Below are 25367 nucleotides of genomic sequence, written 5' to 3'. Positions count from 1 at the left end.
GCCGAGCAGGTCTGAACCCCGCCCCGCCCCGGGGCGGGGCGGGGTTCAGACCTGCTCGGCTATCGCGCGGCGCAGGCCGTGGCCGACCTCCTCCATCCTGGCCGGCGACATGCGGTCCTTGATCGCGGTCACGCTCACCGCCGCCACCGGGGCGGACCGGCCCATGAACACCGGGGCCGCCACGCACCGCACCCCCGGCTCGTTCTCCTCGAGGTCCAGCGCGTAGCCGCGCTGTCTGACCTGGTCCAGGTGGGTGGCCAGCTTGGCGGGGTTGGTGATGGTGTTGCGGGTCCGGGTGCCCAGCGGGCCGTACCGGTCCGCCCACGCCCGAAGCGCCTCGTCCGTGGGGTAGGTCCACGCCAGCAGCGCCTTGCCCACGCCGGTGCAGTGGGCCGAGTTGCGCCCGCCGATCACCGAGGTCATCGTGATCGACCTGATCGCCTCGACCTTGTCCAGGTAGACGACCTCGCCGCCGTCGAGCGTGGCCATGTGCACGGTCTCGGCGAACTCCTCGCCCAGCCGCAGCAGCAGCGGCCGGACCAGGGTGCGCAGGTCCATCGTCTCGTAGAACCGGAAGGCCGTGGCCAGCATCTCGGTGCCCAGGAAGTAGGGGCCGCCGGTCTCCGGCTGTGCGGCGAACCCGCGGTGCTTGAGCGCGCCGAGCAGCCGGTGCAGGGAGCTCTTGGGCAGGCCGATCCGGGTCGCGAGTTCGTCCAGCGTGATCCCTCTGCTGTGTTTGCCGATCTCCTGAAGGATCAACAGGGCACGATCGACGCTCCCCACGGGGGATTGGGCATCAGCCACTGCACTCTCTCCTCGCAATTCCGCTTAATGGAATGCTAGCGCGTATCACGGAATGGCGATGCCTACCAGCGCGCCCTTGGGCGTCCTGGGCGTCCTGGGCCGACAGCGTAACGGTTCCACCGCCCGCGTCCGGCCACATTCGCCGGACGGGCACAGGCGGACCGGCCGCTAGGGACCGGCCGGAGCCGGGGAGGGGGTCGATCCGGCGCAGGACGCCTCGCCCGGCTGCTCCTGCACGCTGACGGCCCTCCAGGCCGCCTTGGTGATCGCGCACTCGGCCGAACCGGGACCGAACAGGTCGATCGCGGCGGCCACCGAGGCCACCCGGGTCTTGGCGTAGCTCCACTGGGCGGTCTTCCGCTGGAGCGCGCCCATGAAGATCCGGCCGGCCTGCCTTATGCCGATGCCGGTCAGGGCCGCCGGGTCGCCCCCGCAGACCGGGCTGGACGGCTTGCCGCCGCCCGGATTCGCGCCCTCGGCCAGCAGGTAGAACCAGTGGTTCAGCGGACCCGCCGCGGCGTGTACCTCGGTGCTGGGAATCGCGCTGGAGTAGCAGTTCGGATCGCCGAGCAGGCTCGGGTTGTACATGTAGCGCAGCGGGCGGTCCCCCATCAGGCTCGGGGAGTCGCCGATCAAATAGTTCGGCCGGTTCTGTGGATGGTCGGCGTAGTGGTCGGTGAGCACGCCGAAGATGTCGGACGCCCCCTCGAACAGGCCGCCGCTCTCATTGCCCGAGCCCGTCCCGCCCGGCGTGCTCTGGTAGACGAGATGGCCGAACTGGTGGCCGACCAGGTCCAGAGTCGTCGCGGGCGCTCCGCCGGTGGGCATGCGGCCGAACATCACGTAACCGCCCCAGATCGGGCCGCGTCCGCTGGGGTCGTAGACCGCGGGCGCGTTGCGGCCGTTGCCCGGCGGGCCGCTGCGGCCGAGCCAGTCGCGCAGCATGTCCCACTGACGCTGGGCGCCGTACATGATGTCCACGCAGGCCGTGAAGGTCTCGCTGCCGGGGCCGGGCGGGCGGTCCTTGGGAATGGACACCGTCCTGCCGTTTGGGGTGGCGCACCGGGTGCCGGGGCGGGTCGGATCGATCAGGAGATAGTTCTCGCCCGACTCGGTTACGTCGATCCGCACCTGCCCGTTGTGGTGGCCGGTCGCGGTGATCGTGACCGGGCCGTCGGTGGCGGATCGCGCGTCGGCCTGCGCCGGGACGGCTGCGACGCCGATGCCCGCGGCGAGCGCGACCGCGACCGCCGATCCCTTGGATGACCTCACGATGCCTCTTTCCGGCCGCCGCGACAGGAGGCTCGAACGGGCGGCGGACGTGTCACTCCGGCCCGATCGGCCTTGCGGCTCGGATGCTAGGTGGGGGCCAGGGACCGGTCAACAGTCCATTTCGGTTATCGCCGGGCGATATGGCCGGGGCGCGGGCGTGGTGCGGGCAGGTCGCCGCGTCCGGCGAACAACAGGCGCAGCGGCCTTTCCAGCGCCGCCAGATCGGTTGCGGGATCGACGGCCCGGTGCAGCATGATGCCGTCGATGACGGCGGCCAGCAGTACGGCCAGCGCCTCGGCGTCCGCTTCCGGCCGCTCGCGGTGCAGCCAGCCGGTGACCTCCGAGCGGAAACCGGCCAGCAGCCCGGCCAGCTCGGCCCGTAGCGCGGGCACCCGCGCCGCGGCCATGAAAGCCTCGTTCAGCAGGAGCGAGGCCGGGTCGGCGCCGGTGTAGCGGGACAGCTCGCCGAGCAGCCAGGTGATGCCGGCGGCCACGTCGGCGTGCGCGGTCAGCCGCCGCGCGGTCTCGTCGAGCATCGCGCGGGCATGGGCCGTGCACGCGGCGACCAGCAGGTCGGTCACGGAGGCGAAGTGGTAGTGCACGAGGCCCGGGGCGAGCCCCGCCCGCTCGGCGACCAGCCGGGTGGTCACCCCGCTCCAGCCCACCTCGCCGACCAGGGGGCCGGCCGCCGCGAGCAGGCGCTGCCGGGTGGCCCGCCCCCGGTCCGCCGATCTCTCCGCCATCTCCACCCCTCCCCTGGGACCCTCCGGCTTTTCGGGCGACCGCCCTGGGGGATCGCCCTGGGGGGTCGCCCAAAAACTAGCACCGGGCGAGGCCGTGCTACTGTTTTGGACACTTGCCCAAGGCGATCGTCCAAGCCGATTGTCGGCACCGGGAGGTGATCATGAGGCGAATCGCGACGCCGGCCCCGCCCACAGGCCTGCGGCGGCTGGCGTTCCGGCTGCCCGTCCTGCTGTTCCGGGCGCGCCTCGGCAGGCTGTTCGGCGGGCGGCTCATGCTGCTCACCCACATCGGCCGGGTGAGCGGCAAGCCCCGCCAGGTCGTCATCGAGGCCATCGAGCACGACCCGGTCACCGGCGGTCACATCGGGCCGTCGGGCTACGGCACGCGTTCCGACTGGTACCGCAACGTGCTGCGCAACCCCGAGGTGGTCGTGCAACTCGGCGCGCGCCCGCGGCCCATGACCGCCGAGCCGCTGTCCCCTGCGGAAGGCGCGCGGCTCATGGCCCGCTACGGGCGCAGGCATCCCCGCCTGGCCAGGAGGCTCGCCCGCTTCATGGGGTTCGCGGTGGACGGCGGCACGGCCGACTACGAGGAGGTGGGGCGCCTGATCGCGTTCGTGCGGTTCGTCCCCCGCCGGCCCTCCGAAGGGAGTCCCCGATGAAGGCCGTGATCTGCGGCGCGGGGATCGCCGGGCTCGGCCTCGCCCAGCGGCTCGGCGCGCAGGGCTGGCGGGTCGTGGTCGTGGAGAAGGCCCCCACGCCCCGCGAACAGGGCTACATGATCGATTTTTGGGGCCTGGGGTACGACGCGGCCGAGCTGATGGGCGCCCTGCCCCGGCTGAAGGAGCTGAGCCACCCCGTCCGCGAGTGGACGTATGTGAACGAGTCCGGCGTCCGGGTCGCCGGGCTGGACCAGCGCGGCTTCCTCAAGGCCCAGCGCGGGCGGCTGCTGACCGTCCCGCGCCCGCACATCGAACTGGCGGTGCGCGAGCGGATCGGCGGTGACGTGGACCTCCGCTACGGTCGCACGATCGCGTCGGTGCAGGACACCGGGGAGGCGGGCGGCCCGGTGCGCCTCACCCTCTCCGACGGCACGGCGGAGCAGGCCGACCTGCTGGTCGGCGCGGACGGCGTCCACTCCGCGGTCCGGGGCATGATCTTCGGGCCGGAGCGCCGGTACCTTCGCCACCTGGGCTTCCACATGGCCGCCTGGCTGTTCGACGACCCGGAGGTCCACCGGCGGCTGGCGGGCCGGTTCTGTTTCACCGACTCCTACGGCAGGCAGCTCGGCGTGTACGGGGTCGGGGACGGGCGGGTGACGGCCTTCGCCGTGCACCGTACCGGCGATCCCCGCATTCCCGCCGACGTCCGGAAAGCGCTGCGCGAGGAGTACGGCTCGCTGCGCTGGATCGTGCCCCGCGCCCTCGGCGCGCTCCCCGCCGCCGAGGACATCTACTACGACCAGATGGCCCAGATCGAGCTGCCCCGCTGGAGCCGGGGGAGGGTCACCCTGCTCGGCGACGCGTGCGCGGCGGTGTCCCCGCTGGCCAGCCAGGGCGCGTCGCTCGCGCTGGCCGGCGGCCACCTGCTGGCGCGGCGGCTGGAGACCACGGGCAGTGTCCAGGCGGCGCTCGCCGCCTACGAGCGCGTATGGCGGCCGATCGTCGCCTCCCGGCAGCGCGGCGCCCGGCGCGGGGCGAACTGGTTCCTGCCCGCCTCGCCGGCCGCCCTGCTCATCCGCCGGGCCGGAATCCGGCTGACCGGCCTGCCCGGAGTCAGCGACCTGATCAGCGCCGCCCTCGGCGGCAGACCCGGCGTCCCCCTCGCCCGCCTCGCCGGCGGCCCGGAGACAGAGACCCTTGACGGCGTGCAACAGATCGAATAAACCTCAGGGAGCCGGTCGGCCACCCCCCTTGGAGGACACCATGCCGAGCAGAGCGCTGTTACGACTCGCCGTCACCGCGGTGGCGACCGGGTCGCTGATCGCCGCGGGCGCGATGCCCGCCTCGGCCGGCGGGGACAAGCCGCCCCGGACGACCAAGGGCCCCTGCGCCTACACGCAGACCCCCGACGATCCGCCCGTGCGCAGGGTGCCGCTGCCGCCCGACCCGCGCCGCACGCCGATACGTCCCGTTCACGCGGTGCTCAAGACCAACCACGGCCCCATCGGGCTGACCCTGCACGCGGCCAAGGCGCCCTGCACGGTACAGAGCTTCGTCCACCTGATCAGGCACAAGTTCTACGACTTCACCGCCTGCCACCGGCTCACCGCCTACGACCGGCTGAAGGTCCTGCAGTGCGGCGACCCGAGCTTCACCGGCGAGGGCGGCCCCGGCTACCGCTACAAGGACGAGCTGCCCACCGACCTGCCGCCGTGGCCGGGCGACACCACGGGCACCCGCAAGACGTACGCCCGCGGCGTGCTGGCCATGGCCAACGCCGGGCCCGACACCAACGGCAGCCAGTTCTTCCTGGTCTACGGCGACTCCGGGCTGCCGCCCCTTTACACCGTCTTCGGCACGGTCGACGGCCCCGGGCTCGCCGCACTGGACCGCGTCGCGGCCGGCGGCATCCAGCCCACGCCCGACGGCCCGACCCCGCCGGTGGACGGCAAGCCGGTGCTCCCCGCCGAGATTAAGCGCGCCAGGGTGTACCGCTAGACACCTGCCTCGCCGGAGCCGACGAACGGGCGGGTCAGATGGGCCGTCGCGAGCGTGGCACCGCGCCGCCGCGCGTCCGCGAGCAGTTCCACGCGGGTCGCGGCGGCCACCGCCCGGTCGTCCTCCAGCGCGTAGCCGACCCGCGGGCTGACCATTTGCACGGCGTGCACCAGCACGTCTCCGGTGCTCACCAGACGCCTGCCGCGGTCCTCCACGAGGACCGACTGGTGTCCGGCGGTGTGCCCAGGCGTCGGGACGGCGGTGATCCGGCCGCCCCCGGCGTCCGCCAGCCGCCGCCTGCCGGAGATCTCCCGCAGCAGGCCGGCCCGCTGGAGCGGGACGATCAGGTACTCCCGCATCGGGCCGTCCGCGGCGAGCCGCGCCACCTCTGTCCGCTGGACCACGTACTCCGCCTCCGGGAACATCGGCACCCCGGCAGGGCTCACCGACCAGCCCATGTGGTCCTCGTGTACGTGGGTCAGCTCGCCACCCGCTGGATCACGGAGAACGACCTGTACGGTGCGACGGTCAACCCCTGGAACCCGGCGGTGACCCCCGGCGGCTCCAGCGGCGGCGCGGCGGCCGCCGTGGCGCTCGGCATGTGCGCGCTCGCGCAGGCAGCGACATCGGCGGCTCGATCCGCTACCCGGCGGCGTGCTGCGGGGTGGCGGGCCTCCGGCCGACGCCCGGCCGAGTGCCCGCCTGGTCCGGGTCGCCGTCCTTCGACCCGCCGATGGCGGTTCAGGCGTTCGTCGAGCAGGGCCCGATCGCGCGGACCGTGGCCGACCTGCGCCTCGGGCTGCGGGCGATGGAGACCTACGACGCCAGGGACCCCCGGGCGGTCGCCGCCAACAGGCGCTGAATCAGGAGTTGAACGCGCAGATGAACCCGACCGAGCAGGAAACGGTCCGTTACGAGCGGCGGGACCGGCTGGCGCTGATCCGGCTGGACCGGCCGGACGCCGCCAACGCCATAGACCCGCCCACCCTCCAGGCCCTGGGCGAGTTCTACCACCGGGCCGACAACGACGACGCGGTCGTGGTCGTCGTGCTGCACGCGGCAGGCCCCGACTTCTCCGCCGGCCTGGACCCGGTGAGCTTCCTGCCCACCCTCCAGGCCCGGACCTACAGCCCCGACGGCCCGGGCAGGATCAACCCGTTCGGCACGACGACCCGGCTGTCCAAGCCCCTGGTCGCCGCCGTGCAGGGACGGGTCGGCGCGATGGCGCACGAGCTGATGCTCGCCGCCGACATCCGCGTCGCCGCGTCGGACACCAGTTTCAGCCAGGGGGAGATGAGCCGGGGGACCACGCCCGCGGAAGGCGGCGGCCTGCGCATGCCGCTGGAGGTGGGCTGGGGCAACGCGATGCGCTGGATCCTCACCGGCGAGCCGTGGGACGCCGCCGAGGCGCTGGCTCGGCCTGGTCCAGGAGGTCGTCGAGCCGGGGCGGCAGTTCGCCAGGGCCGTGGTGCTCGCCGAGACGATCGCCGCGCACCCGCCGCTGGTGCTGCGCGAGACGCTGCGGGTGGGCCGCCTGGCCCTGGAGGGCCACGCGCACCAGGTCTTCGCCGAACTGGTGCCCGCCCTCTACCGGTTGCTCGGCACCCAGGACTTCGCCGAACGGCTGGCCGCGCTGCGCGAGGGGCGCGACCCGGTGTACGTGGGCAGGTGACCGCAGGCCGGGCGCTCAGCGCCGGAAGCCGTCGAAGGCCATCGTGCGGATGGCCTCGGCCAGCTCGGCCGCGCTGGTCGCCTCGTTCGGCCGGTACCACTCCACCACGGAGTTGACCATGCCGAACAGCAGCCGGCCGGCGACCGCGGGATCGACGTCGGGGCGGATGTCGCCGTCGGCCTTGGCCTCGGCGACCAGCCCGGCCACCAGCCGGTCGAACTGCCGCCGCCGGTCGAGCGCCCGCTGCTCCACCTCGGTGTTGCCCCGGACCCTGAGCAGCAGGGTGACGTACGGCAGCCGCTCGACCAGCACCGTGACGCTGGCCCGGATGAGCTGTGCGAGGCGGTCGATCGCGGGGACCTCGGCGGCGGTCGCGTCGGCCGCCGCCGCGAAGAGCCCGTCGAGAGCGCGGTTGACCCCGAGTTCCAGCAGTTCGTCCTTGCTGGAGACGTGGTGGTAGATGGCGGCCTTGCTGATGCCGAGCTTCTTGGACAGGTCGTCCATGCTCGTGCCGTCGTAGCCGCGCTCGTTGAAGACCTGGACCGCCACCTGGAGCAGGCTCTCCCTGTTGTAGCCCGGGCGTCCCCGCCGTGGCCGGCTTCGGTCCAACGTCGTCACCTTGTTCATTATGGGGCATGTCCGGATCCAGCTAACCAACCGAACGTACGGTAAGTATATGGTGGGCCCAGGTCGCAAGGATGGAGCACGCATGAGCCACCGGACGCTGCTGGTCGAAGAACGGGACGATCGGGTCGTCGTCACGCTGAACAGACCCGAAGCCCGTAACGCCATCGACGCCGCGATGGTCGACGAACTGCACACGCTGTGCGGCGAGCTGGAGCGGCGTCCCCGCCTGCTGCTGCTGACCGGGGCGGGCGGCGTGTTCGCGGCCGGCGCGGACATCCGGGAACTGCTGGAGCGCGGCCGGGAGGAGGCGCTGGCGGGCATCAACAGCAGGCTGTTCGACCGGATCGCCCGGCTCCCGATGCCCACCGTGGCCGCGGTGGACGGCTACGCGCTCGGCGGCGGCGCCGAACTGGCCTACTCCTGCGACATCAGGCTGGCGAGCGAGTCGGCGGTGTTCGGCAACCCCGAGCCGGGCCTCGGCATCCTCGCCGCGGCGGGGGCGTGCTGGCGGCTGGCGGAGCTGGCCGGCCGGTCGGTCGCCAAGCAGGTGCTGCTCGGCGGCAGGCGGCTGGACGCCGCCGCGGCGCACGGGTTCGGGCTGGTCGCCGAGGTCGTACCGGCCGACCGGCTGCTGGAGCGCGCGCACGTGCTGCTGGACCGGATGGCGTCCTCCTCCCCGGTGGCGCTGCGGCTGACCAAGCTGGTGCTGGACGCCCGCGGCCCGCACCCGGTGGCCGACGACCTGGCCCAGGCCGTGCTCTTCGAGGGAGCGGACAAGGCGGAACGCATGCGGGCCTTCCTGGACAGGAGGTCGTCATGACGGGGATCCCGGCCGAGGTCGGCGTGATCGGCGGCGGGCGGATGGGCGCGGGCATCGCCCAGTGTTTCGCGGCGCTCGGCTCCCGGGTGGTCGTGGTGGAGCCGGTCGCCGCGAAGGCCGCCGCACAGCGGATCGCCGAAGGCGTGCGGACCGCCGCGGGCAGGGGCAGGCTGGCCGAGGACCCGGCCGCGGTGCTCGGCCGGGTGCGCGTGGTCACCGCCGTGGCCGAACTTCCCGCCACGGCGGAGCTCGTCGTGGAGGCGGTGCCCGAGCGGGCCGTCCTGAAGGCGGAGGTGCTGGCGGCGGCCGAAGGGGTCGTGACCGAGGACACCGTGATCGCCAGCAACACCAGCTCGCTGTCGATCGGCGAGCTGGCCGCCGTGCTCCGCCGCCCCGGGCGCTTCCTCGGCATGCACTTCTTCAACCCGGTCCCCGCCTCCCGCCTGGTGGAGGTGGTGATGGGCGCCGCCACCGAGGAGCGGACCCGGGACCGGGCCATGGGCTGGGTGCGCGCGCTGGGCAAGTCCGAGGTCGTGGTGGCGGACTCCCCGGGATTCGCCACCAGCCGGCTCGGTGTGCTGCTCGGCCTGGAGGCCATCAGGATGCTCGAAGAGGGCGTGGCCGACGCCGAGTCCATCGACCGGGCAATGGAGCTCGGCTACCGGCACCCGATGGGGCCGCTGCGCTCAACCGACCTGGTCGGCCTCGACGTGCGCCTGGCCATCGCCGAGTACCTGCACCGCACGCTGGGCGAGCGGTTCGCGCCGCCGCGCCTGCTGCGCGAGAAGGTCGCCCGCGGCGAGCTGGGCCGCAAGACCGGCCGGGGCTTTCACGACTGGAGCTGATCGGCCCGGCCGGTGAACACCGGCCGGCGCTTGTCCAGGAAGGCCCGCACGGCGTCGCGATGGTCGGTGGTCCGCCCCAGCCGGGCCTGGGCCGCCGCCTCCCGCTCAAGGATCTCCGGCAGCGGCGGGGTGGTGGCGGCGGCCATGGCCCGCTTGGCCTCGGCGAAGGCCAGGGTCGGCCCGGCGGCCAGCCGAGCCGCAAGTTCCGCCGCCGCGGTGGCTAGCTCGCCCGCCGGTACGACTCGGGTCACCAGGCCCCACTCTGCGGCCTGCCCGGCGGTGAACGGCTCGCCGAGCAGCACCAGTTCGGCCGCGCGGGCCGCGCCCACCGCCCGGACCAGGCTCGCCGACAGCCCGGAGTCGCAGGTCAGGCCGATGCCGGTGAAGGCGGTGGCGAACCGCGCCCCCTCGGCCGCGATCCGCAGGTCGCACGCCAGGGCGATGCTGAGTCCCGCCCCCGCGCAGGAGCCGTTCACCGCGGCGATCACCGGCTTGGGCATCGTGGCCAGGGCCTGGACGATGGGGTGATAGTGCTCGCGCAGCGTGTCGAAGGCGTGTTCGGGATCGGATTCCAGCGCGGCGGCGTGCTCGGCCAGGTCCTGCCCCACGCAGAAGGCCCTTCCCATGCCGGTGATGACCACCGCCCGCACTTCGGGGTCGCGCCCCAGCGTCTCGACGGCGTCGCGCAGTTCGACCTTCAGCGGGGCGGTGAGCGCGGGACGGGTCAGCGTGACCGTGGCCACCGGCCCCTCGGTGGAGACCGCGACGAGGCTTCCATCTGTCATGTGGCTACGTTACATTACTAACTGAACGTCCGGTAGGTTAATCAAGGAGGCCACGTTGACCGCACTGCGTAGCTTCGTGTCAGGCCGATGGCACGTCCCGCCGGATGAGGGACGCCCGGTGCTGGACGCGGTGACCGGGGAGGAGGTGGCCCGGATCTCCGCCGCCGGCGTGGACCGGGCGGCGGCGCTCGCGTACGGGCGCTCGGCCGGCGGCCCCGCGCTGCGCGAGCTGACATTCCACCAGCGCGCCCTGCTGCTCAAGCAGCTCGCCCTGTACCTGCGCGAGCACCGCAAGGAGCTGTACACGCTGTCGGCGCGCACCGGCGCGACCCTCGCCGACTCCCGCATCGACGTGGACGGCGGCATCGGCGTGCTGCTCTCCTACGGCAGCAAGGGCCGCCGCGAGCTGCCCAACGACACCGTGCTGGTCGAAGGCGAGGTGGAGCCGCTGGGCAAGGGCGGCACCTTCGTCGGCCGGCACCTGTGCACGCCACTGCCGGGCGTCGCGGTGCAGATCAACGCCTTCAACTTCCCGATGTGGGGGCCGCTGGAGAAGTTCGCGCCCGCCTTCCTGGCCGGGATGCCGAGCCTGATCAAGCCCGCCACCCCGACCGCGTACCTCACCCACAAGCTGGTCGAGCTGATCGTTGCGTCCGGCCTGCTGCCCGAGGGGACCGTGCAACTGCTCTGCGGCGAGGCGGGCGACCTGCTCGACCACCTCACCGAGCAGGACGTCGTGGGGTTCACCGGCTCGGCCGCCACGGCGGCCCGGCTGCGCGACCACCCCACGGTCGCGGCCCGTTCGGTGCGTTTCAACGCCGAGGCCGACTCACTGAACTGCTCCGTGCTCGGCCCCGACGCCCGGCCCGGCACACCGGAGTTCGACCTGTACGTCCAGCAGCTCGTCACCGAGATGACCGCCAAGGCCGGGCAGAAGTGCACCGCGATCCGCCGCGCCATCGTCCCGGCCGACCTGCTCGGCGCGGTGGCCGAGGCCACCGCGGAACGCCTGGCCGCCGTGAAGATCGGAAACCCGGCCGGCGACGGGGTCACCATGGGCCCGCTGGCCGCCCGCGAGCAGCGCGACGAGGTCCGCCGCGCGGTCAAGGCCCTGATGGGCGCGGCCGACACGATCTACGGCGACCCCGGCCGGGTGGCGGTGATCGACGCCGACGCCGAGCGGGGCGCGTTCCTGTCGCCGATCCTGCTGCGGGCGGACGACCCCGGACGCGGCGAGGTCCACGAGGTGGAGGCGTTCGGGCCGGTCGCCACGCTGATGCCGTACAACTCGACGCGGGAGGCGGTCGAACTGGCGGCGCGCGGCCGGGGCAGCCTGGTCGGCTCGGTCGTGACCGCCGACACCGGCTTCGCCCGCGAGGTCGTGTTCGGGGTCGCGCCCTGGCACGGCCGCATCCTGGTGCTCAACGCCGAGGACGCCGCGGAGTCCACCGGTCACGGCTCGCCGCTGCCGATGCTCGTGCACGGCGGCCCCGGCAGGGCCGGAGGCGGCGAGGAACTGGGCGGCATCCGGGGCGTGCTGCACCACATGCAGCGCACGGCGGTGCAGGCCGGACCGGCCATGATGAGCGCCCTCACCGGGCGGTGGACCCAGGGCGCGCCGCGTGCCGAGGGCGTCCACCCCTTCCGCAAGCACCTCGGCGAACTCCGCGTGGGCGACTCGGTGACCGCGGGCCCGCGCACCGTGACACTCGCGGACGTCGAGCACTTCGCGGAGTTCACCGGCGACACCTTCTACGCGCACATGAACCAGGAGGCCGCCGCCGCCAACCCGTTCTTCGAGGGCCGGGTGGCGCACGGCTACATGATCGTCTCGCTGGCCGCGGGCCTGTTCGTGGACCCCGACCCCGGCCCGGTGCTGGCCAACTACGGCCTGGAGAACCTGCGCTTCCTGACCCCCGTCTACCCCGGCGACGACCTGAGCGTGACCCTGACCGCCAAGCAGATCACCCCTCGCGAGGACGCCGACTACGGCGAGGTGCGCTGGGACACCCGGGTGACCAACCAGGACGGGGCCGTGGTGGCCGCCTACGACGTGCTCACCATGGTCAGAAAGGAGGGGACGGAATGACCGACTTCGACGCGATCATCGCCCGTGACCAGCGGATCGAGCCCCGTGACCGGATGCCGGACGCCTACCGCGCCACGATGGTCCGGCAGATCGCCCAGCACGCCCACTCCGAGATCATCGGCATGCAGCCGGAGGGCCGCTGGATCACCCGGGCCCCCTCGCTGCGGCGCAAGGCGATCCTGCTGGCCAAGGTCCAGGACGAGGCCGGCCACGGCCTGTACCTGTACGCGGCGGCCGAGACCCTCGGCGCGGACCGGGCCGACCTCACCGCCAAGCTGATCTCCGGCGCGCAAAAGTACTCCTCCATCTTCAACTACCCGTCCCTGACCTTCGCCGACGTCGGGGTGATCGGCTGGCTGGTGGACGGGGCGGCGATCTGCAACCAGGTGCCGCTGTGCCGTACCTCCTACGGCCCCTACGCGCGGGCGATGATCCGCATCTGCAAGGAGGAGTCCTTCCACCAGCGGCAGGGCTATGAGCTGCTGATGACGATGATGCGCGGCACCCCGGCGCAGCGCGAGATGGTCCAGGACGCGGTGGACCGGTGGTGGTGGCCGTCGCTGATGATGTTCGGCCCGCCGGACGCCGAGTCGCCCAACACCGCCCGGTCGATGGCCTGGAAGATCAAGCGGCACTCCAACGACGAGCTGCGTCAGCGGTTCGTGGACATGAGCGTGCCGCAGGCCGACGCCCTCGGGATCCGGCTGCCCGACCCGGAGCTGCGCTGGAACGAAGAGCGCGGGCACTACGACTTCGGCGAGGTGGACTGGGAGGAGTTCCGCCGCGTGATCGCCGGCGACGGGCCGTGCAACGCCGAGCGGATCGCCGTACGGCGGGCCGCGCACGAGGAGGGCGCCTGGGTGCGCGAGGCGGCCTCGGCGCACGCCGCCAAGCGGGTAGGGCGGGCGGCATGAGCTGGCCGCTGTGGGAGGTGTTCATCCGCGCCAGGCGCGGCCTGAACCACGTACACGCCGGTTCGCTGCGCGCCGCCGACGAGGCCATGGCCCTGCACAACGCGCGCGACCTCTACACCCGCAGGGCCGAGGGCGTGAGCATCTGGGTGGTGCGCAGCGAGCACATCACCGCCTCCAGCCCGGAGGAGCGCGACCCGTTCTTCGCCCCGAACGCCGACAAGATCTACCGTCACCCCACGTTCTACGAGATCCCCGATGACGTCCCTCACATCTGAGTCCACAGAGTCCGTCGAGTCCGCGGACCTGGCGGCGTACTGCCTGATGCTCGGCGACGACGCGCTGATCATGTCGCACCGCCTTCAGGAGTGGTGCGCCCGCGCCCCGGAGATCGAAGAAGAGGTCGCGCTCGCCAACATCGCGCTCGACCTGCTCGGCCAGGCCCGCCTGCTGCTCACCATGGCGGGCGAGGCCGAAGGGGCCGGGCGGGACGAGGACCGGCTGGCGTTCTTCCGGGAGGCCGCGGAGTTCCGCAACGTGCGGTTCACCGAGACGACCGGTGACTTCGCGGTGGCCATGACCGGGCTGCTGGTGTTCGCCACCTGGCGGCTGGCCGTGTTCGGCGGGCTGACCCGCTCACGGGACGCGGGCCTTGCGGCCGTGGCCAAGAAGGCCGTCAAGGAACTGGCCTACCACCGCGACCACGCCGCGCAGTGGGTCGTCAGGCTCGGCGACGGCACCGACGTCTCCCACCGCCGTGCCCAGCTCGCCTGGGACTCCATCCTGGCCGGCGCCGCCGAACTGCTGCACGCCCACCCCGTCGAACTCCGGATGGCGGCCGCCGGGATCGGCGTCGATCCGGCCACCGCGCGCCCCGAACTGGAACAGGTGCTGGCCCAGGTCGCCGCGGCGGCCACGCTGCGCCACCGGCAGCTGCCCGAGCCGCCGCGCGGCGGCACCGGCCGGTACGGCGAGCACTCGGCCGCCATGCCCGCGCTGCTCGGCGAGCTGCAGAGCGTGGCCCGTGCCCACCCGGAGGCGACATGGTGACCGCCAGGCAGGCCGCGGAGACCGTGATGGACCCCGAACTGCCCGTGCTGACCCTGGCCGAGCTGGGCGTGCTGCGCGACGTGCGCGAGACGGAGGGCGTGGTGGTGGTGTCCATCACGCCCACCTACACCGGCTGCCCCGCGATCGAGGCGATGCGGGAGGATTTGCGCGCCCGGCTGCGCGAGGAGGGCTACCCCAGGGTCGAGGTGCGCACGGTACTGGACCCGCCGTGGACCACCGACTGGATCTCCGCGGCGGGCCGGGAGAAGCTGCGCGCGGCCGGGATAGCGCCCCCCGGTGCGGCCCCCCGCCCGGGGGCGGTCGATCTGGGGCCGATCAGGCGGGTGGTGCGCTGCCCGCGCTGCGACTCGGCCGACACCGTCGAGCTGTCGCCGTTCGGCTCCACCGCCTGCAAGGCGCTGCACCGCTGCCGCCGCTGCCTCGAACCGTTCGAACGCGTCAAGGAGATCTGAAGCCGTGAGCCGCTTTCACCCGCTGCCCGTACAGGAGGTCGAGCGGTTGTGCGACGACGCCGTCGCGATCACCTTCGACGTCCCCGCGGCCGCGTCCGGGGCGTTCGCCTTCGCGCCCGGGCAGTTCCTGACCCTGCGGCGGCTGGTCGAAGGCCGGGAGGAACGCCGCTCCTACTCGATCTGCGCCCCCGACGGGGAGGCCCTGCGGATCGGGGTGCGCGAGGTGCCCTCCGGGCTGTTCTCCTCCTGGCTGGTACACGAGGTCCGCCCCGGCGACGTCATCGAGGCGCTGCCGCCTTCCGGGAACTTCACCCCGCCCCTGGACCGGCCGCAGCACCACGTTCTGATCGCCGCCGGGTCCGGCATCACGCCGATCATGTCCATCGCCGGGGCCGCCCTGCGCGACCCCGGCGCGCGAGTCTCCCTGCTGTACGCCAACCGCCGCGGCCAGACGGTGATGTTCGCCGACGAGCTGGCCGACCTGAAGGACGCCCACCTGGACCGGTTCGACGTGGCGCACGTGCTGTCGCGGGAGCCGAGGGAGGCCGGGCTCGGCGGCAGGCTCGACCACGCCGCCCTGGCCGGCCTGCTGCCCAGGCTGTACCCGGTGGCCGAGGTGGGGCACTGGTGGCTGTGCGGGCCGCTGGGCCTGGTCATGGAGACCCGCCGGGTGCTCGCCGATCTCGGCGTGCCGCGCGAGCGCGTCCACCAGGAGCTGTTCTACGTCGAGGACGAGGCCCCCGCCCCGCGGCGGCACGAGGAGCCGGCCGAGGAGGCGCAGGGCAGCGAGGTGACGATCGTGCTGGACGGCCGGGCCACCACGCTGCGCGCCACGCGCGAGACCCGGCTGCTGGACGCCGCGCGGCGGGTCCGTCCCGACGCGCCGTACGCGTGCCGCAGCGGCGTCTGCGGCACCTGCCGGGCCCGGCTGGTCAGCGGCGAGGTGGACATGCGGCGCAACTTCGCGCTGGAACCCGAAGAGCTGGCCGCCGGATTCGTCCTCACCTGCCAGGCCGTCCCGGCCTCCGGCGAGCTCACCCTGGACTACGACGGCTGACCCCGCAGGGTACGGCGGCGCGCGCCGCCGTACCCGTCACAGGTGGGTGACCAGCACCTCGGGCCGCTCCACGCAGTCGGCGACGAACCGCAGGAAGCCTCCCGCGACGCCGCCGTCGCAGACCCGGTGGTCGAAGGTGAGCGAGAGCTGAGCCACCTTGCGCAGGCGGACCTCGCCCTCGAACGCCCAGGGCTTGTCGGCGATCCGGCCGACGCCCAGCATGGCCGCCTCGGGATGGTTGATGATCGGCGTGGAGCCGTCCACCCCGAACACCCCGTAGTTGTTGAGCGTGAACGTGCCCCCGGTGAGGTCGGCCGGGGCCGGCCGCCCCTCGCGCGCCCGGTCGGTGCGCTCGCGCAGCGCGGCGGCGAGTTCGGCCAGCGTCATCCGGTGGGCGTCGCGGACGACCGGCACCACCAGGCCCCGATCGGTCTGCGCGGCGAACCCCAGGTGCACCCGGGACATCCTGACGATCTCCTGCCGCTCGGTGTCCACCGTGGCGTTGAGCTCGGGGAAGCGGCGCAGCCCGGCCAGGCAGATCCGGGCGAACAGGGCCAGCATGCCCACGCCCGCGCCCGGGTCGGCGCGCCGGATGTCCTCCTTCAGCCGCACCAGGGGGGTGGCGTCCGCCTCGACCCACGTGGTCGCGTCCGGGATCTCCCGGCGGCTGCGGGACATCTTGTCGGCGATCGTCCGCCGTATCCCGGTCAGGGGCACGCGTACCACATCGGTGTCGTCCTGCCGGGGGGCCTGCCCGGCGGCGATGGCCGCCTCGACGTCCTGGCGCAGCACCACGCCGCCCGGGCCGCTCGCGGGGAGCGCGCCGACGTCGACGCCGCCCTCCTTGGCCAGCCGGCGCACCACGGGCGAGATCACCCGGGGGGCCTCGCCGCGCGCCTGCACTACGGCGGTCTCTGGGGCGGTCACTGTGCCGGTCTCTGTGGGCGGCGCCTTGCGGGCCGCGCGCCTGCGGGACCGCCTGCCCTCCTTCGTGCCGTACCCGACCAGCACGTTGCCGGACCCGGCCCGCTCCTCCTCGCGGTACCGGGCCGCCGCCGGGTCCGGCCGCTCGCCGTCCGCCGCCTCGCCGGGCCCGCTCACCGCGATGAGCGGCGAACCCACCGCCACGACCTTGCCCACCTCGGCGTACAGCTCGGCCACGGTGCCCGCGAGCGGGACCGGGACGTCCACCGCGGCCTTGGCCGTCTCCACCTCCACCACGATCTGGTCGATCGCCACGGTGTCGCCGACCGACACCTTCCACTCCAGGATCTCGGCCTCGGTGAGGCCCTCGCCCAGGTCGGGCAGCCGGAAGACCGTCGCGCTCACGCCGCGCCGCCCAGGGCCAGGAACCGCGTGTCGGGCAGGTCGTCGCGCTGGAGCCGGTCGAGGGTGTCCAGGATGCGATCGACGCTCGGCAGGTGGTGGTGTTCCAGCATGGGAGGCGGATAGGGCACGTCGAAGCCGGTGACCCGCAGCACCGGGGCGGCCAGGCTGTGGAAACAGCGCTCCTGCACTCGGGCGGCGATCTCCGCGCCGACGCCCGCGAAGCCTGCGGCCTCGCCCACCACCACGCAACGGCCCGTACGGCGGACCGACGCGGTGACGGTCGCGTCGTCGAACGGCACGATCGTGCGCAGGTCGATCACCTCCAGGTCCCAGCCCTCCTGGGTGGCGGCCTCGGCGGTCTCCAGGGCGACGGGGACGCTCGGGCCGTACGCGATGAGCGTGGCGTCACTCCCGGCCCGCCGGACGGCGGCGCGCCCGAACGGCTCGGTGCGCGCGAGCCGCCCGATGTCCGCCTTGGACCAGTACAGCTTCTTGGGTTCCATGAAGACGACCGGGTCGGGATCGTCGATCGCCTCGCGCAGCAGCGAGTACGCGTCCTGGACGGTCGCGGGCGTGACGACCTTCAGGCCGGGCGTGTGCGCGTAGTAGGCCTCGCTGGAGTCGCAGTGGTGCTCCACGCCGCCGATTCCGCCCCCGTAGGGGATGCGGATGACCAGCGGCAGGCCGACCCGCCCGCGCGTGCGGTTGCGGGTCTTGGCCACGTGCGAGGCGATCTGCTCGAAGGCCGGGTAGGCGAACGCGTCGAACTGCATCTCCACCACGGGCCGGAAGCCGCCCATGGCCATGCCGACGGCGAACCCCACGATCCCCGACTCGGCGAGCGGCGTGTCGAAGCAGCGGTCCTCGCCGTACTTCGCGGTCAGCCCGTCGGTGATGCGGAACACCCCGCCGAGCGCGCCGACGTCCTCGCCGAAGACCACGACCTGCTCGTCTTCGGCCATGGCGTCGCCGAGGGCCGCGTTGAGCGCCTGGGCCATTGTGATCATGTCAGTGCCTCCTCGGCCTCGTCGGCGGCCCGCTCGGCCGAAAGTTCGACTCGCAGGACCTCGCGCTGCTCGGTGAGCTGCGGGGTCGGTGCGCTGTAGACATGGTCGAACATCCCGAGCGGGGCGAGTTCGGGGTCGGCGTTCATCCGCGCCCGCAGGTCGGCGGCCAGTTCCTCGGCCTCGGCGGACCACGCGGCGGTGTCGGCGTCGGTGAGGTGCCCGCGCCGCCGCAGGTACCGCGCCAGGCGGGCGATGGGGTCGCGCCGCCTCCACTTCTCGGCCTCGTCGTCGGTGCGGTAGCGGGAGGCGTCGTCGGCGTTGGTGTGCGATTCCAGCCGGTAGGTGTGCGCCTCCACCAGGTAGGGGCCCTGACCGGAACGGGCGTGCTCGACGGCCGAGGTGAGCACGGCGAGCACCGCGACCGGGTCGTTGCCGTCCACCCGCTCGGACGGCACGCCGTACCCGATGCCCTTGTACGCCAGCGACGGGGCGGCGGTCTGCCGCTCCAGCGGCACCGAGATGGCGTAGTGGTTGTTCTGCACCAGGAAGACCACCGGCGCCTTGAACACCGCCGCGAAGTTGAGCGCCTCGTGGAAGTCGCCCTCGCTGGTCGCGCCGTCGCCCACGCAGACCAGCGCGACGCGCCCGGTGCCCACGCGCCGCTCGGCGTACGCGAGCCCGGCCGCGTGCACGGACTGGGTGGCCAGCGGGGTGCACTGCGGGGCCACGTGATGGCGCACCGGGTCGTACCCGCAGTGCGCGTCGCCGCGGAGCAGGGACAGCACCTCCACCGGGTCGATGCCCCGGGTCACCAGCGCGACCGACTCCCGGTAGGTGGGGAAGAACCAGTCGCCTTCGGAAAGGACGAGGACCGAGCCGACCTGGCACGCCTCCTGCCCGTGGCTGGACGGATATACCGCCAGCCGTCCCTGCTTGGTCAGCGCGGTCGCCTGCGCGTCGAACCGGCGGCCGACGACCATCGCCCGATACGCCCGGCGCAGCAGCCCGGGATCGGGGACCGGGTGCCGATGACGGCCTTTGGCCACGGCCCCCTCGTCGGTCAGGAACCGCACCGGTTCCGCCGAGGGAAGCAGGGCTTGCGCGAGACCCGTCATGTGACTTCACCTCCACACTACATCAGTGTTAGGAATATGAAGCAGTTCGGCCATAAGTCTCAACACTCGGCCGAAAGCACGGACATATGGCCGTCGAGCGGAGCTTTCATGGACCAGTTGCACACCCCAGGCCCACCTGCCCCGGTTCCGGCAGGACGAACTGCGGCCGTCCTGGACGACATCGACAGGGCGATCATCCGCGAGTTGCAGACCGACGGCCGGCTGTCCATCCGCGCGCTCGCCGAACGGGTCAACGTGTCGCGTTCCAACGCCTACGCGCGGCTGGAACGCCTGCTCGGCGAGGGCGTGATCACCGGGTTCACGGCCAGGGTGGACCCGGTCCGCGCCGGACTCGGCACCGGGGCGTACGTGCTGGTCACCATCGACCAGCACGCCTGGCGGGCGGTCCTGGCGCGGCTGCGCGAGGTCCCGCACATCGAGCACCTGGCCTTCGTCGGCGGTGACTTCGACCTGGTCATGCTGGTCCGCACGCCGGACAACGCCTCGCTGCGCGATGTCGTGCTGGCCCGCATCCACGCCGTGCGGGGGGTCCGCTCCACCAGGACCTGGCTGATCTTCGACGACGGCTATCCCACCGAGTCCAGGCGCTGGGTCTCGGGCATGACCGGGAGCCGCTGACCCCGATGCACTAGAAGGGGAACGCGCGGTCCTGGTCGCGTACGGTGACCCACTGGAGCTCACAGAACTCCTCGGCGGCGAACCCCAGCCCGAACCGCCCCCAGCCGCTGTCCTTGACCCCCCCGAACGGCATGTGCGGCTCGTCGTTGACCGGCTGGTCGTTCACGTGGACGATGCCGACGTCCAGCATCGTGGCCAGGGCCAGGCCGCGGCGCGGGTCGCCGGTGATGACCGAGGCCGCCAGCCCGAAGTCGGAGCCGTTGGCGCGGGCGACCGCCTGCTCGGCGGAGTCCGCCACCTCCACGATCACCACCGGCCCGAACGTCTCGCCCTGCGCGATCTCCGCCTCGTCCGGCACGTCGGTGAGCACGGTGGCCGGATAGCAGGGCGGCGCGGGCACGCCGCCCGCCACCACGCGGGCGCCGAGCCCTTCGGCCTCCCTGACCCGCCGGTCGAGCAGGGCGAGCGCCCATTCGTTGATCACCGGCCCGACGACGGTCTCCGGGTCCGCGGGGTCTCCGGCGGGCAGCGCCGCCGCCCTCGCCCCGAACCGCTCGATGAACTCGGCGGCGAGCGGGCGCTCGACGTAGATCCGCCGCGCGCACATGCACACCTGCCCCTGGTGGATGAACGCCCCGTACACGGCGGCGTCCACGGCGTAGCCGAGGTCGGCGTCCGCGGTGACGATCAGCGGGTTCTGCCCGCTGAGCTGGAGCACCAGCCGTTTGAGGTGCCCGCCGGCCTTCTCGGCCAGCCGCCTTCCGGTCGGCGTCGAGCCGGTGAAGTTGATCCGCTTGACCAGGGGGCTCGCCAGCAGGGTGTCGGCGATGCGGCTCGCCTCGCCGGGGGCGTGCGTGACGACGTTGAGCACCCCCGCGGGCAGCCCGGCCTCCGTCAGTATCCGCGCCCACAGCCCGCCTCCGGTGTAGGGCGACTCCTCCGAGGGCTTGAGCACCACGGTGTTGCCGAGGGCGAGCGGCCCGACGATCGCCCGCCCGGACAGGGCGAGCGAGGCGTTCCACGGCACGATCGCGGCCACCACGCCGACGGGCCGCCGCACCGCCATGGCCTGGGTGCCCGCGATGTCGGAGGGCAGCACCTCGCCGATCGGCCGGTACGTGAGCTGCGCGGCCTGGCGCAGCAGCCGGACCGCGAAGTCGGTCTGGACGGTGGCGAAGTGCCGGCCGCAGCCGGTCTCGGCGGCCAGGTCGGCGAGCACTTCGGCCTGGCGCGACTCCAGCAGGTCGGCCGCGCGCAGGAAGACCCGCTGGCGCGCCGCGGGCAGCGCCCGCGACCAGTCGCGAAACGCCTGGTGCGCCGCGGCGACGGCCAGGTTCGCGTCATCTCCGTCGCCCGCGGCGACCTCGCCCAGCACCGCGCCGGACCACGGCGAGCGGTTCGCATAGCGGCGGCCGGAACCGGCGGGCGTCCATTCGCCGCCGATGAAGTGTCCGGCGCGCGGCTTGACCCCGCCGCCCCAGGTGGGCTCCGCCTCGGCCATCGGGTCGGGTCTCCTCGCTCGGGTCGGCGTCTCGTACGGCTGTGTCGGCCAGCAGCGTTCACGCGATCGGCACGGCAGTCAAAAGCGTTTGAATATCTGAAACCAACAGACCGTATCCTGACGATGTGAGCGACGACGAGCCTCCCCGTCCCCGCGGCCGTGCCAAGGGCGACTCCAGCGCCTTCTCGGTGTCCCTGGAGCGCGGCCTGCGCATCCTGTCGGCCTTCGGCGGCGACCGCTCCGTGCTCGGGATCGCCGACCTCGCGCGGGCGGTCGGGCTCAACAAGAGCACCACCTACCGCTACGTCGCCACGCTGACCAAGCTCGAGTACATCCGCCAGGACCCGGAGACCAGGAAGTACTTCCTCGGCCCGCGGGTGGTCGACCTCGGCTTCGCGGCGATCGACTCCATGGAGCTGACCCGGGTCGCCGGCCCGCTGCTCCAGGCCCTGGCCGATGAGACCGGCTTCACCGTGAGCATGGCGCTGTGCGACGGCCCCGACGTCGTCTACGTCGACCGCAGGCGCAGCAGCCGGCGAAACGCCCTGGCCATGGACCTCAACCTGCACGTCGGCTCCCGGCTGCCCGCCTACTGCACCTCGATGGGCAAGGTCTTGCTGGCGCACAAGAACCCGGCGGCGCTCCGGCAGATCCTCGACCGCACCGACCTGGCCCGGCGCGGCCCCAAGACGATCACCAACCGGGAGCAGTTGCTCGCGGCCCTGGCCAAGGTGCGCCAGAGCGCCGTGGCGGTCAACGACGAGGAGCTGGCCCCGGGCCTGCGCTCGTTCGCCGCGCCGGTCCGCGACCGCGCGGGCGAGGTCGTCGCCGCGGTCAACGTCGCGGTCCACCTGACCAGCGCGCCGGCCACCATGGAGGCGCTGGCCGCCCGGCTGGAGCCGCCGTTGCGGCGCACGGCCGCCGAGATCTCCAAGCGCCTCGGCTACCGCCCGCGCGGCCAGCAGTCGTTCCAATAGCACAAATCGCGTTTCACTCATCGAAACCCACCGTTGCTCTGGCGCTGGCCGGACCATACGGTCAGGGCAACTTCCCGCCACCCGAGATCCGGTCTTCCCTGGGGGTGGACGAGCGAGTTGTGCCCTCGAAGAGCGACCGCGGTGTCCCGGCGACGAGCGATGCCCGCGAACACCGTCGACTAAGGAGTTTGCCGTGCGCGACATCCCCACGGGCGGCCTGGGCCGCCGTTCCTTCCTCAGCGGGGCGGCCGCCCTCGGCGGCGCCTCCCTGGTGAGCGCCTGCGGCGGCCTGAAGGGCACCGGCGGCTCGTCGTCGGACGTACTCAAGATCGGCTACGTCAGCCCCCAGACCGGGCCGCTGGCCGGATTCGCCACCGCCGACAACTTCGTGGTCAAGCAGATCCAGCAGGCGGTGCGCGGCGGCTTCACGGCGGGCGGCGTCAAGCGGCGGATCGAGATCGTCGTCAAGGACACCCAGTCCAACCCCAACCGCGCCACCGAGGTCACCCGGCAACTGATCAACAGCGACAAGGTGGACCTCATCGTCGGGTCCTCCACGCCCGACACCACCAACCCGGTGGCCGACCAGTGCGAGGCCAACGGCATCCCGAACGTCACCACGATCGCCCCGTGGGAGGCGTGGTTCCACGGCCGGGGCGGCAAGCCGGGCGAGGGCTTCAAGTACACGACGCTGTTCTTCTTCGGCATGCAGGAGTTCGCCGACTGCTTCTTCCCGATGTGGGACCGCGCCGACGTCTCCTCCAAGAACGTGGCCGCGCTGTGGCCCAACGACACCGACGCCAACGCCTTCCGGCAGGGGCTCGGGCCGATGATGAAGAAGTCCGGCTACACCCCGGTGGACGGCGGCGCCTACCAGAACGGCGCCACCGACTTCACCGCGCAGATCGCCACCTTCAAGGAGTCCGGCGCCGACCTGTTCACCTGCACCCCGATCCCCCCGGACTTCCAGACCTTCTGGAAGCAGGCCCGCCAGCAGGGTTTCAAGCCCAAGCTGGCCACCGTCGCCAAGGTCATGCTGTTCCCCTCCGAGGCCGAGGCGCTGGGCGGGCTCGCCGCCAACATCGCCACCGACTTCTGGTGGAGCCCGGCCCACCCCTACAAGTCCGTCCTGGACGGCAAGTCCGCCAAGCAGCTCGCCGACGACTTCGCCGCCGAGACCGGCAAGCAGTGGACCCAGGCCCTCGGCTCGGTGTACTCGCTGTTCGAGATCGCCATCCAGGCGTTCAAGGAGGCGAGCGACCCCAAGGACCGGGACGAGGTGGCCGCCAAGCTGCGCGGCATGAAGATCAGGTGCATGAGCGGCGACCTCGACTTCACCGCGGGCCCGCAGCCCGGCATCGCGCTCCAGCACCCGGTCGGCGGCCAGTGGCGCAAGGGCGAGCGGTTCCCCTGGGACGTGGTGATCGTGGACAACTCCGCCAACAAGGCCGTCCCCATCGGCGGCGACCTGCTGCCCACCAACGCCTGATGACCGAGCCACTGCTGCGCCTTACCGGCATCACCAAGAGCTTCGGCAAGGTGACCGTCGCCGGCGACCTCTCCCTGTCGGTGCGGGCCGGGGAGGCGCTGGGGATCGTGGGCCCGAACGGGGCGGGCAAGTCCAGCCTGTTCGGGATGATCTCCGGTGACCTCCGGCCGGACCGGGGGACGGTGTGGTTCGCCGGGCGGGAGATCACCGGCGCCCCGCCGCACGCCCGCACGAGGGCCGGGATCGGGCGCACCTACCAGGTGCCGCGGCCCTTCTCGCACCTGACCGTCTTCGAGAACGTGCTGGTCTGCGGCCACCAGGGGGCGGGCCTCAAAGGCCGGCAGGCGTGGGCGCACGCGATGGACGTACTTGAGCGCACCGGCCTGGCCCCCCTCGCCAACACCCCGGCGGGCCGGCTCACGCTGTTGCAGCGCAAGCGCCTGGAGATGGCCCGCGCGCTCGGCACCGGCCCCCGGCTGCTCCTGCTGGACGAGGTCGCCGGCGGGCTGACCGAGCCCGAGGTGCACGAACTCGTCGAGGTCGTCGGGCGGCTGCACGCCGAAGGGCTGGGCGTGGTGTGGATCGAGCACGTCGTCCACGCGCTGGTCAGCACCGTCGAGCGGATGATCTGCCTGGCCGGCGGCGACGTCGTCGCCGACGGCGAGCCGATGCACGTGCTCGCCGACCGCAAGGTGCGCGAACTGTACCTCGGGGCCGGTCCTGAGACCGGTTCCGGGACGAGCGCGCCGGAGGAGGGGGCATGACGCTGCTGTCGATCCGCGACCTCACCGTCTACCACGGTCAACTGCGCGCGGTGGACGGGCTCAGCCTGGAGGTGGAGCGCGGCGAGGTACTGGCGATCATCGGCGCCAACGGCGCGGGCAAGTCCACGCTGCTGCGGGCCGTGGCCGGGCTCAACCCGCCGGCGTCGGGGTCCATCACGCTCGACGGCAGGGACATCACCAGGATGCCCGCCCACAAACGGGTGCCGGCGGGCATCGCGCTGGTGCCGGAGGGGCGGCGGCTGTTCCGGTCCCTGACGGTGGAGGAGAACCTGCTGGCCGGCGCATACCGCGGGCGACCCGGCGCCTGGAACCTCGCCCGCGTGTACGAGCTGTTCCCCTGGATGGCCGACCGGCGCGCGCAGAACGCCGCCCAGCTCTCCGGCGGCGAGCAGCAGGCGGTGGCGATCGGCAGGGCGCTGCTGTCCAACCCCGCGCTGCTGCTCATCGACGAGTTGTCACTCGGGCTCGCGCCGGTGGTGGTCCGCCGCATCTACGAGGTGCTGCCGGACATCGTCACCGCCGGCACCACCGCGCTGCTCGTCGAGCAGGACGTCTCTCAGGCCATGCGCGTCGCCGACCGGCTGCACTGCCTGCTGGAAGGCCGGTCCGTGCTGCGCGGGCGGCCCAGGGAGCTGACCCCCGAGCAGGTCGAGCACGCCTACTTCGGCATCGGGACGGCGTACGCCGGGGGGACCCCGGGAAAGGGAGGCGACTGAC

27 protein-coding genes and 2 pseudogenes are annotated in these 25367 nt (G+C 72.9%); 19 read left to right on the top strand and 10 right to left on the bottom strand.

The genetic code is table 11. The annotated features are described in order from the left end of the window. Positions 1-45 precede the first annotated feature (45 nt). The 3 genes from C1I98_RS05210 to C1I98_RS05200 all read right to left on the bottom strand — a co-directional run bounded on the left by C1I98_RS05210 (position 46) and on the right by C1I98_RS05200 (position 2819). On the bottom strand, positions 46-804 hold the full coding sequence (locus tag C1I98_RS05210; protein ID WP_158557918.1) for an IclR family transcriptional regulator: 759 nt from the start codon (positions 802-804) through the stop codon (positions 46-48). A 168-nt stretch (positions 805-972) separates the two neighbouring features. Continuing rightward, on the bottom strand, positions 973-2076 hold the full coding sequence (locus C1I98_RS05205) for a M4 family metallopeptidase (RefSeq protein ID WP_111165920.1): 1104 nt from the start codon (positions 2074-2076) through the stop codon (positions 973-975). 125 nt (positions 2077-2201) lie between these two features. After that, positions 2202-2819, bottom strand: coding sequence for a TetR/AcrR family transcriptional regulator (locus C1I98_RS05200; RefSeq protein ID WP_111165919.1), 618 nt, complete (start codon positions 2817-2819; stop codon positions 2202-2204). A gap of 161 nt (positions 2820-2980) precedes the next feature. Between C1I98_RS05200 and C1I98_RS05195 the strand changes: the two genes are divergently transcribed. From C1I98_RS05195 to C1I98_RS05185, 3 genes are read left to right on the top strand one after another with little or no spacing between them, the layout of a single operon-like run. After that, a complete protein-coding gene (locus C1I98_RS05195) occupies positions 2981-3481 on the top strand; it encodes a nitroreductase family deazaflavin-dependent oxidoreductase (RefSeq protein WP_111165925.1) in 501 nt (166 codons plus the stop codon). After that, on the top strand, positions 3478-4704 hold the full coding sequence (locus tag C1I98_RS05190; RefSeq protein WP_111165918.1) for an FAD-dependent monooxygenase: 1227 nt from the start codon (positions 3478-3480) through the stop codon (positions 4702-4704). Before C1I98_RS05195 ends, C1I98_RS05190 begins: the two co-directional genes overlap by 4 nt. 40 nt (positions 4705-4744) lie before the next feature. Then, a complete protein-coding gene (locus tag C1I98_RS05185) occupies positions 4745-5479 on the top strand; it encodes a peptidylprolyl isomerase (protein ID WP_111165924.1) in 735 nt (244 codons plus the stop codon). On the opposite strand, the gene C1I98_RS43580 is transcribed toward C1I98_RS05185, so the two are convergent. Then, positions 5476-5937 carry an MBL fold metallo-hydrolase gene (locus C1I98_RS43580; RefSeq protein WP_233507187.1) on the bottom strand — a complete coding sequence of 154 codons (462 nt, stop codon included), beginning with the start codon at positions 5935-5937 and terminating at the stop codon, positions 5476-5478. The genes C1I98_RS05185 and C1I98_RS43580 overlap by 4 nt on opposite strands. Between C1I98_RS43580 and C1I98_RS45550 the strand changes: the two are divergent. The 3 genes and pseudogenes from C1I98_RS45550 to C1I98_RS43565 all read left to right on the top strand — a co-directional run bounded on the left by C1I98_RS45550 (position 5938) and on the right by C1I98_RS43565 (position 7151). Continuing rightward, positions 5938-6341, top strand: a pseudogene (locus C1I98_RS45550) (amidase family protein). 20 nt (positions 6342-6361) lie between these two features. Further along, positions 6362-6835: pseudogene (locus C1I98_RS45545) on the top strand (enoyl-CoA hydratase-related protein); the annotation flags it as partial. 109 nt (positions 6836-6944) lie between these two features. Then, positions 6945-7151, top strand: a complete 207-nt coding sequence (locus tag C1I98_RS43565; protein WP_233507182.1) for a Clp protease/crotonase-like domain-containing protein — start codon at positions 6945-6947, stop codon at positions 7149-7151. A 15-nt stretch (positions 7152-7166) separates the two neighbouring features. Here C1I98_RS43565 and C1I98_RS05170 read toward each other — a convergent pair whose 3' ends face one another. Further along, positions 7167-7778, bottom strand: a complete 612-nt coding sequence (locus C1I98_RS05170) for a TetR/AcrR family transcriptional regulator (RefSeq protein ID WP_111165916.1) — start codon at positions 7776-7778, stop codon at positions 7167-7169. An 82-nt stretch (positions 7779-7860) separates the two neighbouring features. On the opposite strand from C1I98_RS05170, the gene C1I98_RS05165 reads away from it, so the two are divergent. Both C1I98_RS05165 and C1I98_RS05160 read left to right on the top strand, forming a co-directional pair. After that, positions 7861-8598 (top strand): enoyl-CoA hydratase/isomerase family protein, encoded by a 738-nt coding sequence (locus tag C1I98_RS05165; RefSeq protein ID WP_111165915.1) that lies wholly within the window; start codon positions 7861-7863, stop codon positions 8596-8598. Then, the gene (locus C1I98_RS05160; RefSeq protein ID WP_111165914.1) at positions 8595-9443 is read left to right on the top strand and encodes a 3-hydroxyacyl-CoA dehydrogenase family protein; all 849 of its coding nucleotides are present in this window, start codon (positions 8595-8597) and stop codon (positions 9441-9443) included. Before C1I98_RS05165 ends, C1I98_RS05160 begins: the two co-directional genes overlap by 4 nt. Here C1I98_RS05160 and C1I98_RS05155 read toward each other — a convergent pair. Further along, positions 9428-10228 carry an enoyl-CoA hydratase-related protein gene (locus C1I98_RS05155; RefSeq protein WP_111165913.1) on the bottom strand — a complete coding sequence of 267 codons (801 nt, stop codon included), beginning with the start codon at positions 10226-10228 and terminating at the stop codon, positions 9428-9430. The two genes, C1I98_RS05160 and C1I98_RS05155, sit on opposite strands and share 16 nt — an antisense overlap. Before the next feature lie 55 nt (positions 10229-10283). Between C1I98_RS05155 and paaZ the strand changes: the two genes are divergently transcribed. From paaZ to paaE, 6 genes are read left to right on the top strand one after another with little or no spacing between them, the layout of a single operon-like run. Then, entirely contained in the window at positions 10284-12317 is a 2034-nt protein-coding gene (paaZ, locus tag C1I98_RS05150) for a phenylacetic acid degradation bifunctional protein PaaZ (protein ID WP_111165912.1), read from the top strand. Then, a complete protein-coding gene (gene paaA / locus C1I98_RS05145) occupies positions 12314-13231 on the top strand; it encodes a 1,2-phenylacetyl-CoA epoxidase subunit PaaA (RefSeq protein ID WP_111165911.1) in 918 nt (305 codons plus the stop codon). The genes paaZ and paaA overlap by 4 nt, the downstream gene beginning before the upstream one ends. Continuing rightward, positions 13228-13506 carry a 1,2-phenylacetyl-CoA epoxidase subunit PaaB gene (gene paaB, locus C1I98_RS05140; RefSeq protein ID WP_111165910.1) on the top strand — a complete coding sequence of 93 codons (279 nt, stop codon included), beginning with the start codon at positions 13228-13230 and terminating at the stop codon, positions 13504-13506. Before paaA ends, paaB begins: the two co-directional genes overlap by 4 nt. Beyond that, entirely contained in the window at positions 13487-14278 is a 792-nt protein-coding gene (gene paaC / locus C1I98_RS05135) for a 1,2-phenylacetyl-CoA epoxidase subunit PaaC (protein WP_111165909.1), read from the top strand. Before paaB ends, paaC begins: the two co-directional genes overlap by 20 nt. Further along, the gene (gene paaD, locus C1I98_RS05130) at positions 14272-14751 is read left to right on the top strand and encodes a 1,2-phenylacetyl-CoA epoxidase subunit PaaD (protein ID WP_111165908.1); all 480 of its coding nucleotides are present in this window, start codon (positions 14272-14274) and stop codon (positions 14749-14751) included. The genes paaC and paaD overlap by 7 nt, the downstream gene beginning before the upstream one ends. A 4-nt stretch (positions 14752-14755) precedes the next feature. Further along, positions 14756-15808 carry a 1,2-phenylacetyl-CoA epoxidase subunit PaaE gene (gene paaE / locus C1I98_RS05125; protein WP_111165907.1) on the top strand — a complete coding sequence of 351 codons (1053 nt, stop codon included), beginning with the start codon at positions 14756-14758 and terminating at the stop codon, positions 15806-15808. Positions 15809-15844: 36 nt separating this feature from the next. Here the strand turns inward: paaE and C1I98_RS05120 are convergent, their stop codons facing one another. The 3 genes from C1I98_RS05120 to pdhA are packed head-to-tail and all read right to left on the bottom strand — an operon-like array spanning position 15845 to position 19259. Then, positions 15845-17137 (bottom strand): dihydrolipoamide acetyltransferase family protein, encoded by a 1293-nt coding sequence (locus C1I98_RS05120; protein WP_111165906.1) that lies wholly within the window; start codon positions 17135-17137, stop codon positions 15845-15847. After that, positions 17134-18144 carry an alpha-ketoacid dehydrogenase subunit beta gene (locus C1I98_RS05115; RefSeq protein ID WP_111165905.1) on the bottom strand — a complete coding sequence of 337 codons (1011 nt, stop codon included), beginning with the start codon at positions 18142-18144 and terminating at the stop codon, positions 17134-17136. The genes C1I98_RS05120 and C1I98_RS05115 overlap by 4 nt, the downstream gene beginning before the upstream one ends. Beyond that, on the bottom strand, positions 18141-19259 hold the full coding sequence (pdhA, locus tag C1I98_RS05110) for a pyruvate dehydrogenase (acetyl-transferring) E1 component subunit alpha (protein ID WP_111165904.1): 1119 nt from the start codon (positions 19257-19259) through the stop codon (positions 18141-18143). Before pdhA ends, C1I98_RS05115 begins: the two co-directional genes overlap by 4 nt. Before the next feature lie 108 nt (positions 19260-19367). Here pdhA and C1I98_RS05105 point away from each other — a divergent pair, with 108 nt between their 5' ends. Next, positions 19368-19898, top strand: coding sequence for an Lrp/AsnC family transcriptional regulator (locus C1I98_RS05105; protein WP_111165903.1), 531 nt, complete (start codon positions 19368-19370; stop codon positions 19896-19898). Positions 19899-19908: 10 nt separating this feature from the next. On the opposite strand, the gene C1I98_RS05100 is transcribed toward C1I98_RS05105, so the two are convergent. Further along, positions 19909-21399 (bottom strand): aldehyde dehydrogenase family protein, encoded by a 1491-nt coding sequence (locus C1I98_RS05100; protein ID WP_111165902.1) that lies wholly within the window; start codon positions 21397-21399, stop codon positions 19909-19911. Positions 21400-21524: 125 nt separating this feature from the next. Here C1I98_RS05100 and C1I98_RS05095 point away from each other — a divergent pair, with 125 nt between their 5' ends. The 4 genes from C1I98_RS05095 to C1I98_RS05080 all read left to right on the top strand — a co-directional run bounded on the left by C1I98_RS05095 (position 21525) and on the right by C1I98_RS05080 (position 25366). After that, positions 21525-22376 (top strand): IclR family transcriptional regulator, encoded by an 852-nt coding sequence (locus C1I98_RS05095; RefSeq protein ID WP_111165901.1) that lies wholly within the window; start codon positions 21525-21527, stop codon positions 22374-22376. A 193-nt stretch (positions 22377-22569) separates the two neighbouring features. Then, positions 22570-23865 carry an ABC transporter substrate-binding protein gene (locus tag C1I98_RS05090; protein ID WP_158557917.1) on the top strand — a complete coding sequence of 432 codons (1296 nt, stop codon included), beginning with the start codon at positions 22570-22572 and terminating at the stop codon, positions 23863-23865. Then, positions 23865-24629: an ABC transporter ATP-binding protein gene (locus tag C1I98_RS05085; RefSeq protein WP_111165899.1), complete on the top strand. Its 765-nt coding sequence runs from the start codon at positions 23865-23867 to the stop codon at positions 24627-24629. Before C1I98_RS05090 ends, C1I98_RS05085 begins: the two co-directional genes overlap by 1 nt. Beyond that, positions 24626-25366, top strand: a complete 741-nt coding sequence (locus C1I98_RS05080; protein ID WP_111165898.1) for an ABC transporter ATP-binding protein — start codon at positions 24626-24628, stop codon at positions 25364-25366. Before C1I98_RS05085 ends, C1I98_RS05080 begins: the two co-directional genes overlap by 4 nt. Position 25367 lies beyond the last annotated feature (1 nt).

The organism is Spongiactinospora gelatinilytica, assembly GCF_003236385.1.
GTDB classification, from domain to species: Bacteria; Actinomycetota; Actinomycetes; order Streptosporangiales; family Streptosporangiaceae; genus Spongiactinospora; species Spongiactinospora gelatinilytica.
The sequence above is the reverse complement of the archived record's forward strand: the minus strand, read 5'-3'. Positions and strand labels throughout refer to the sequence as shown.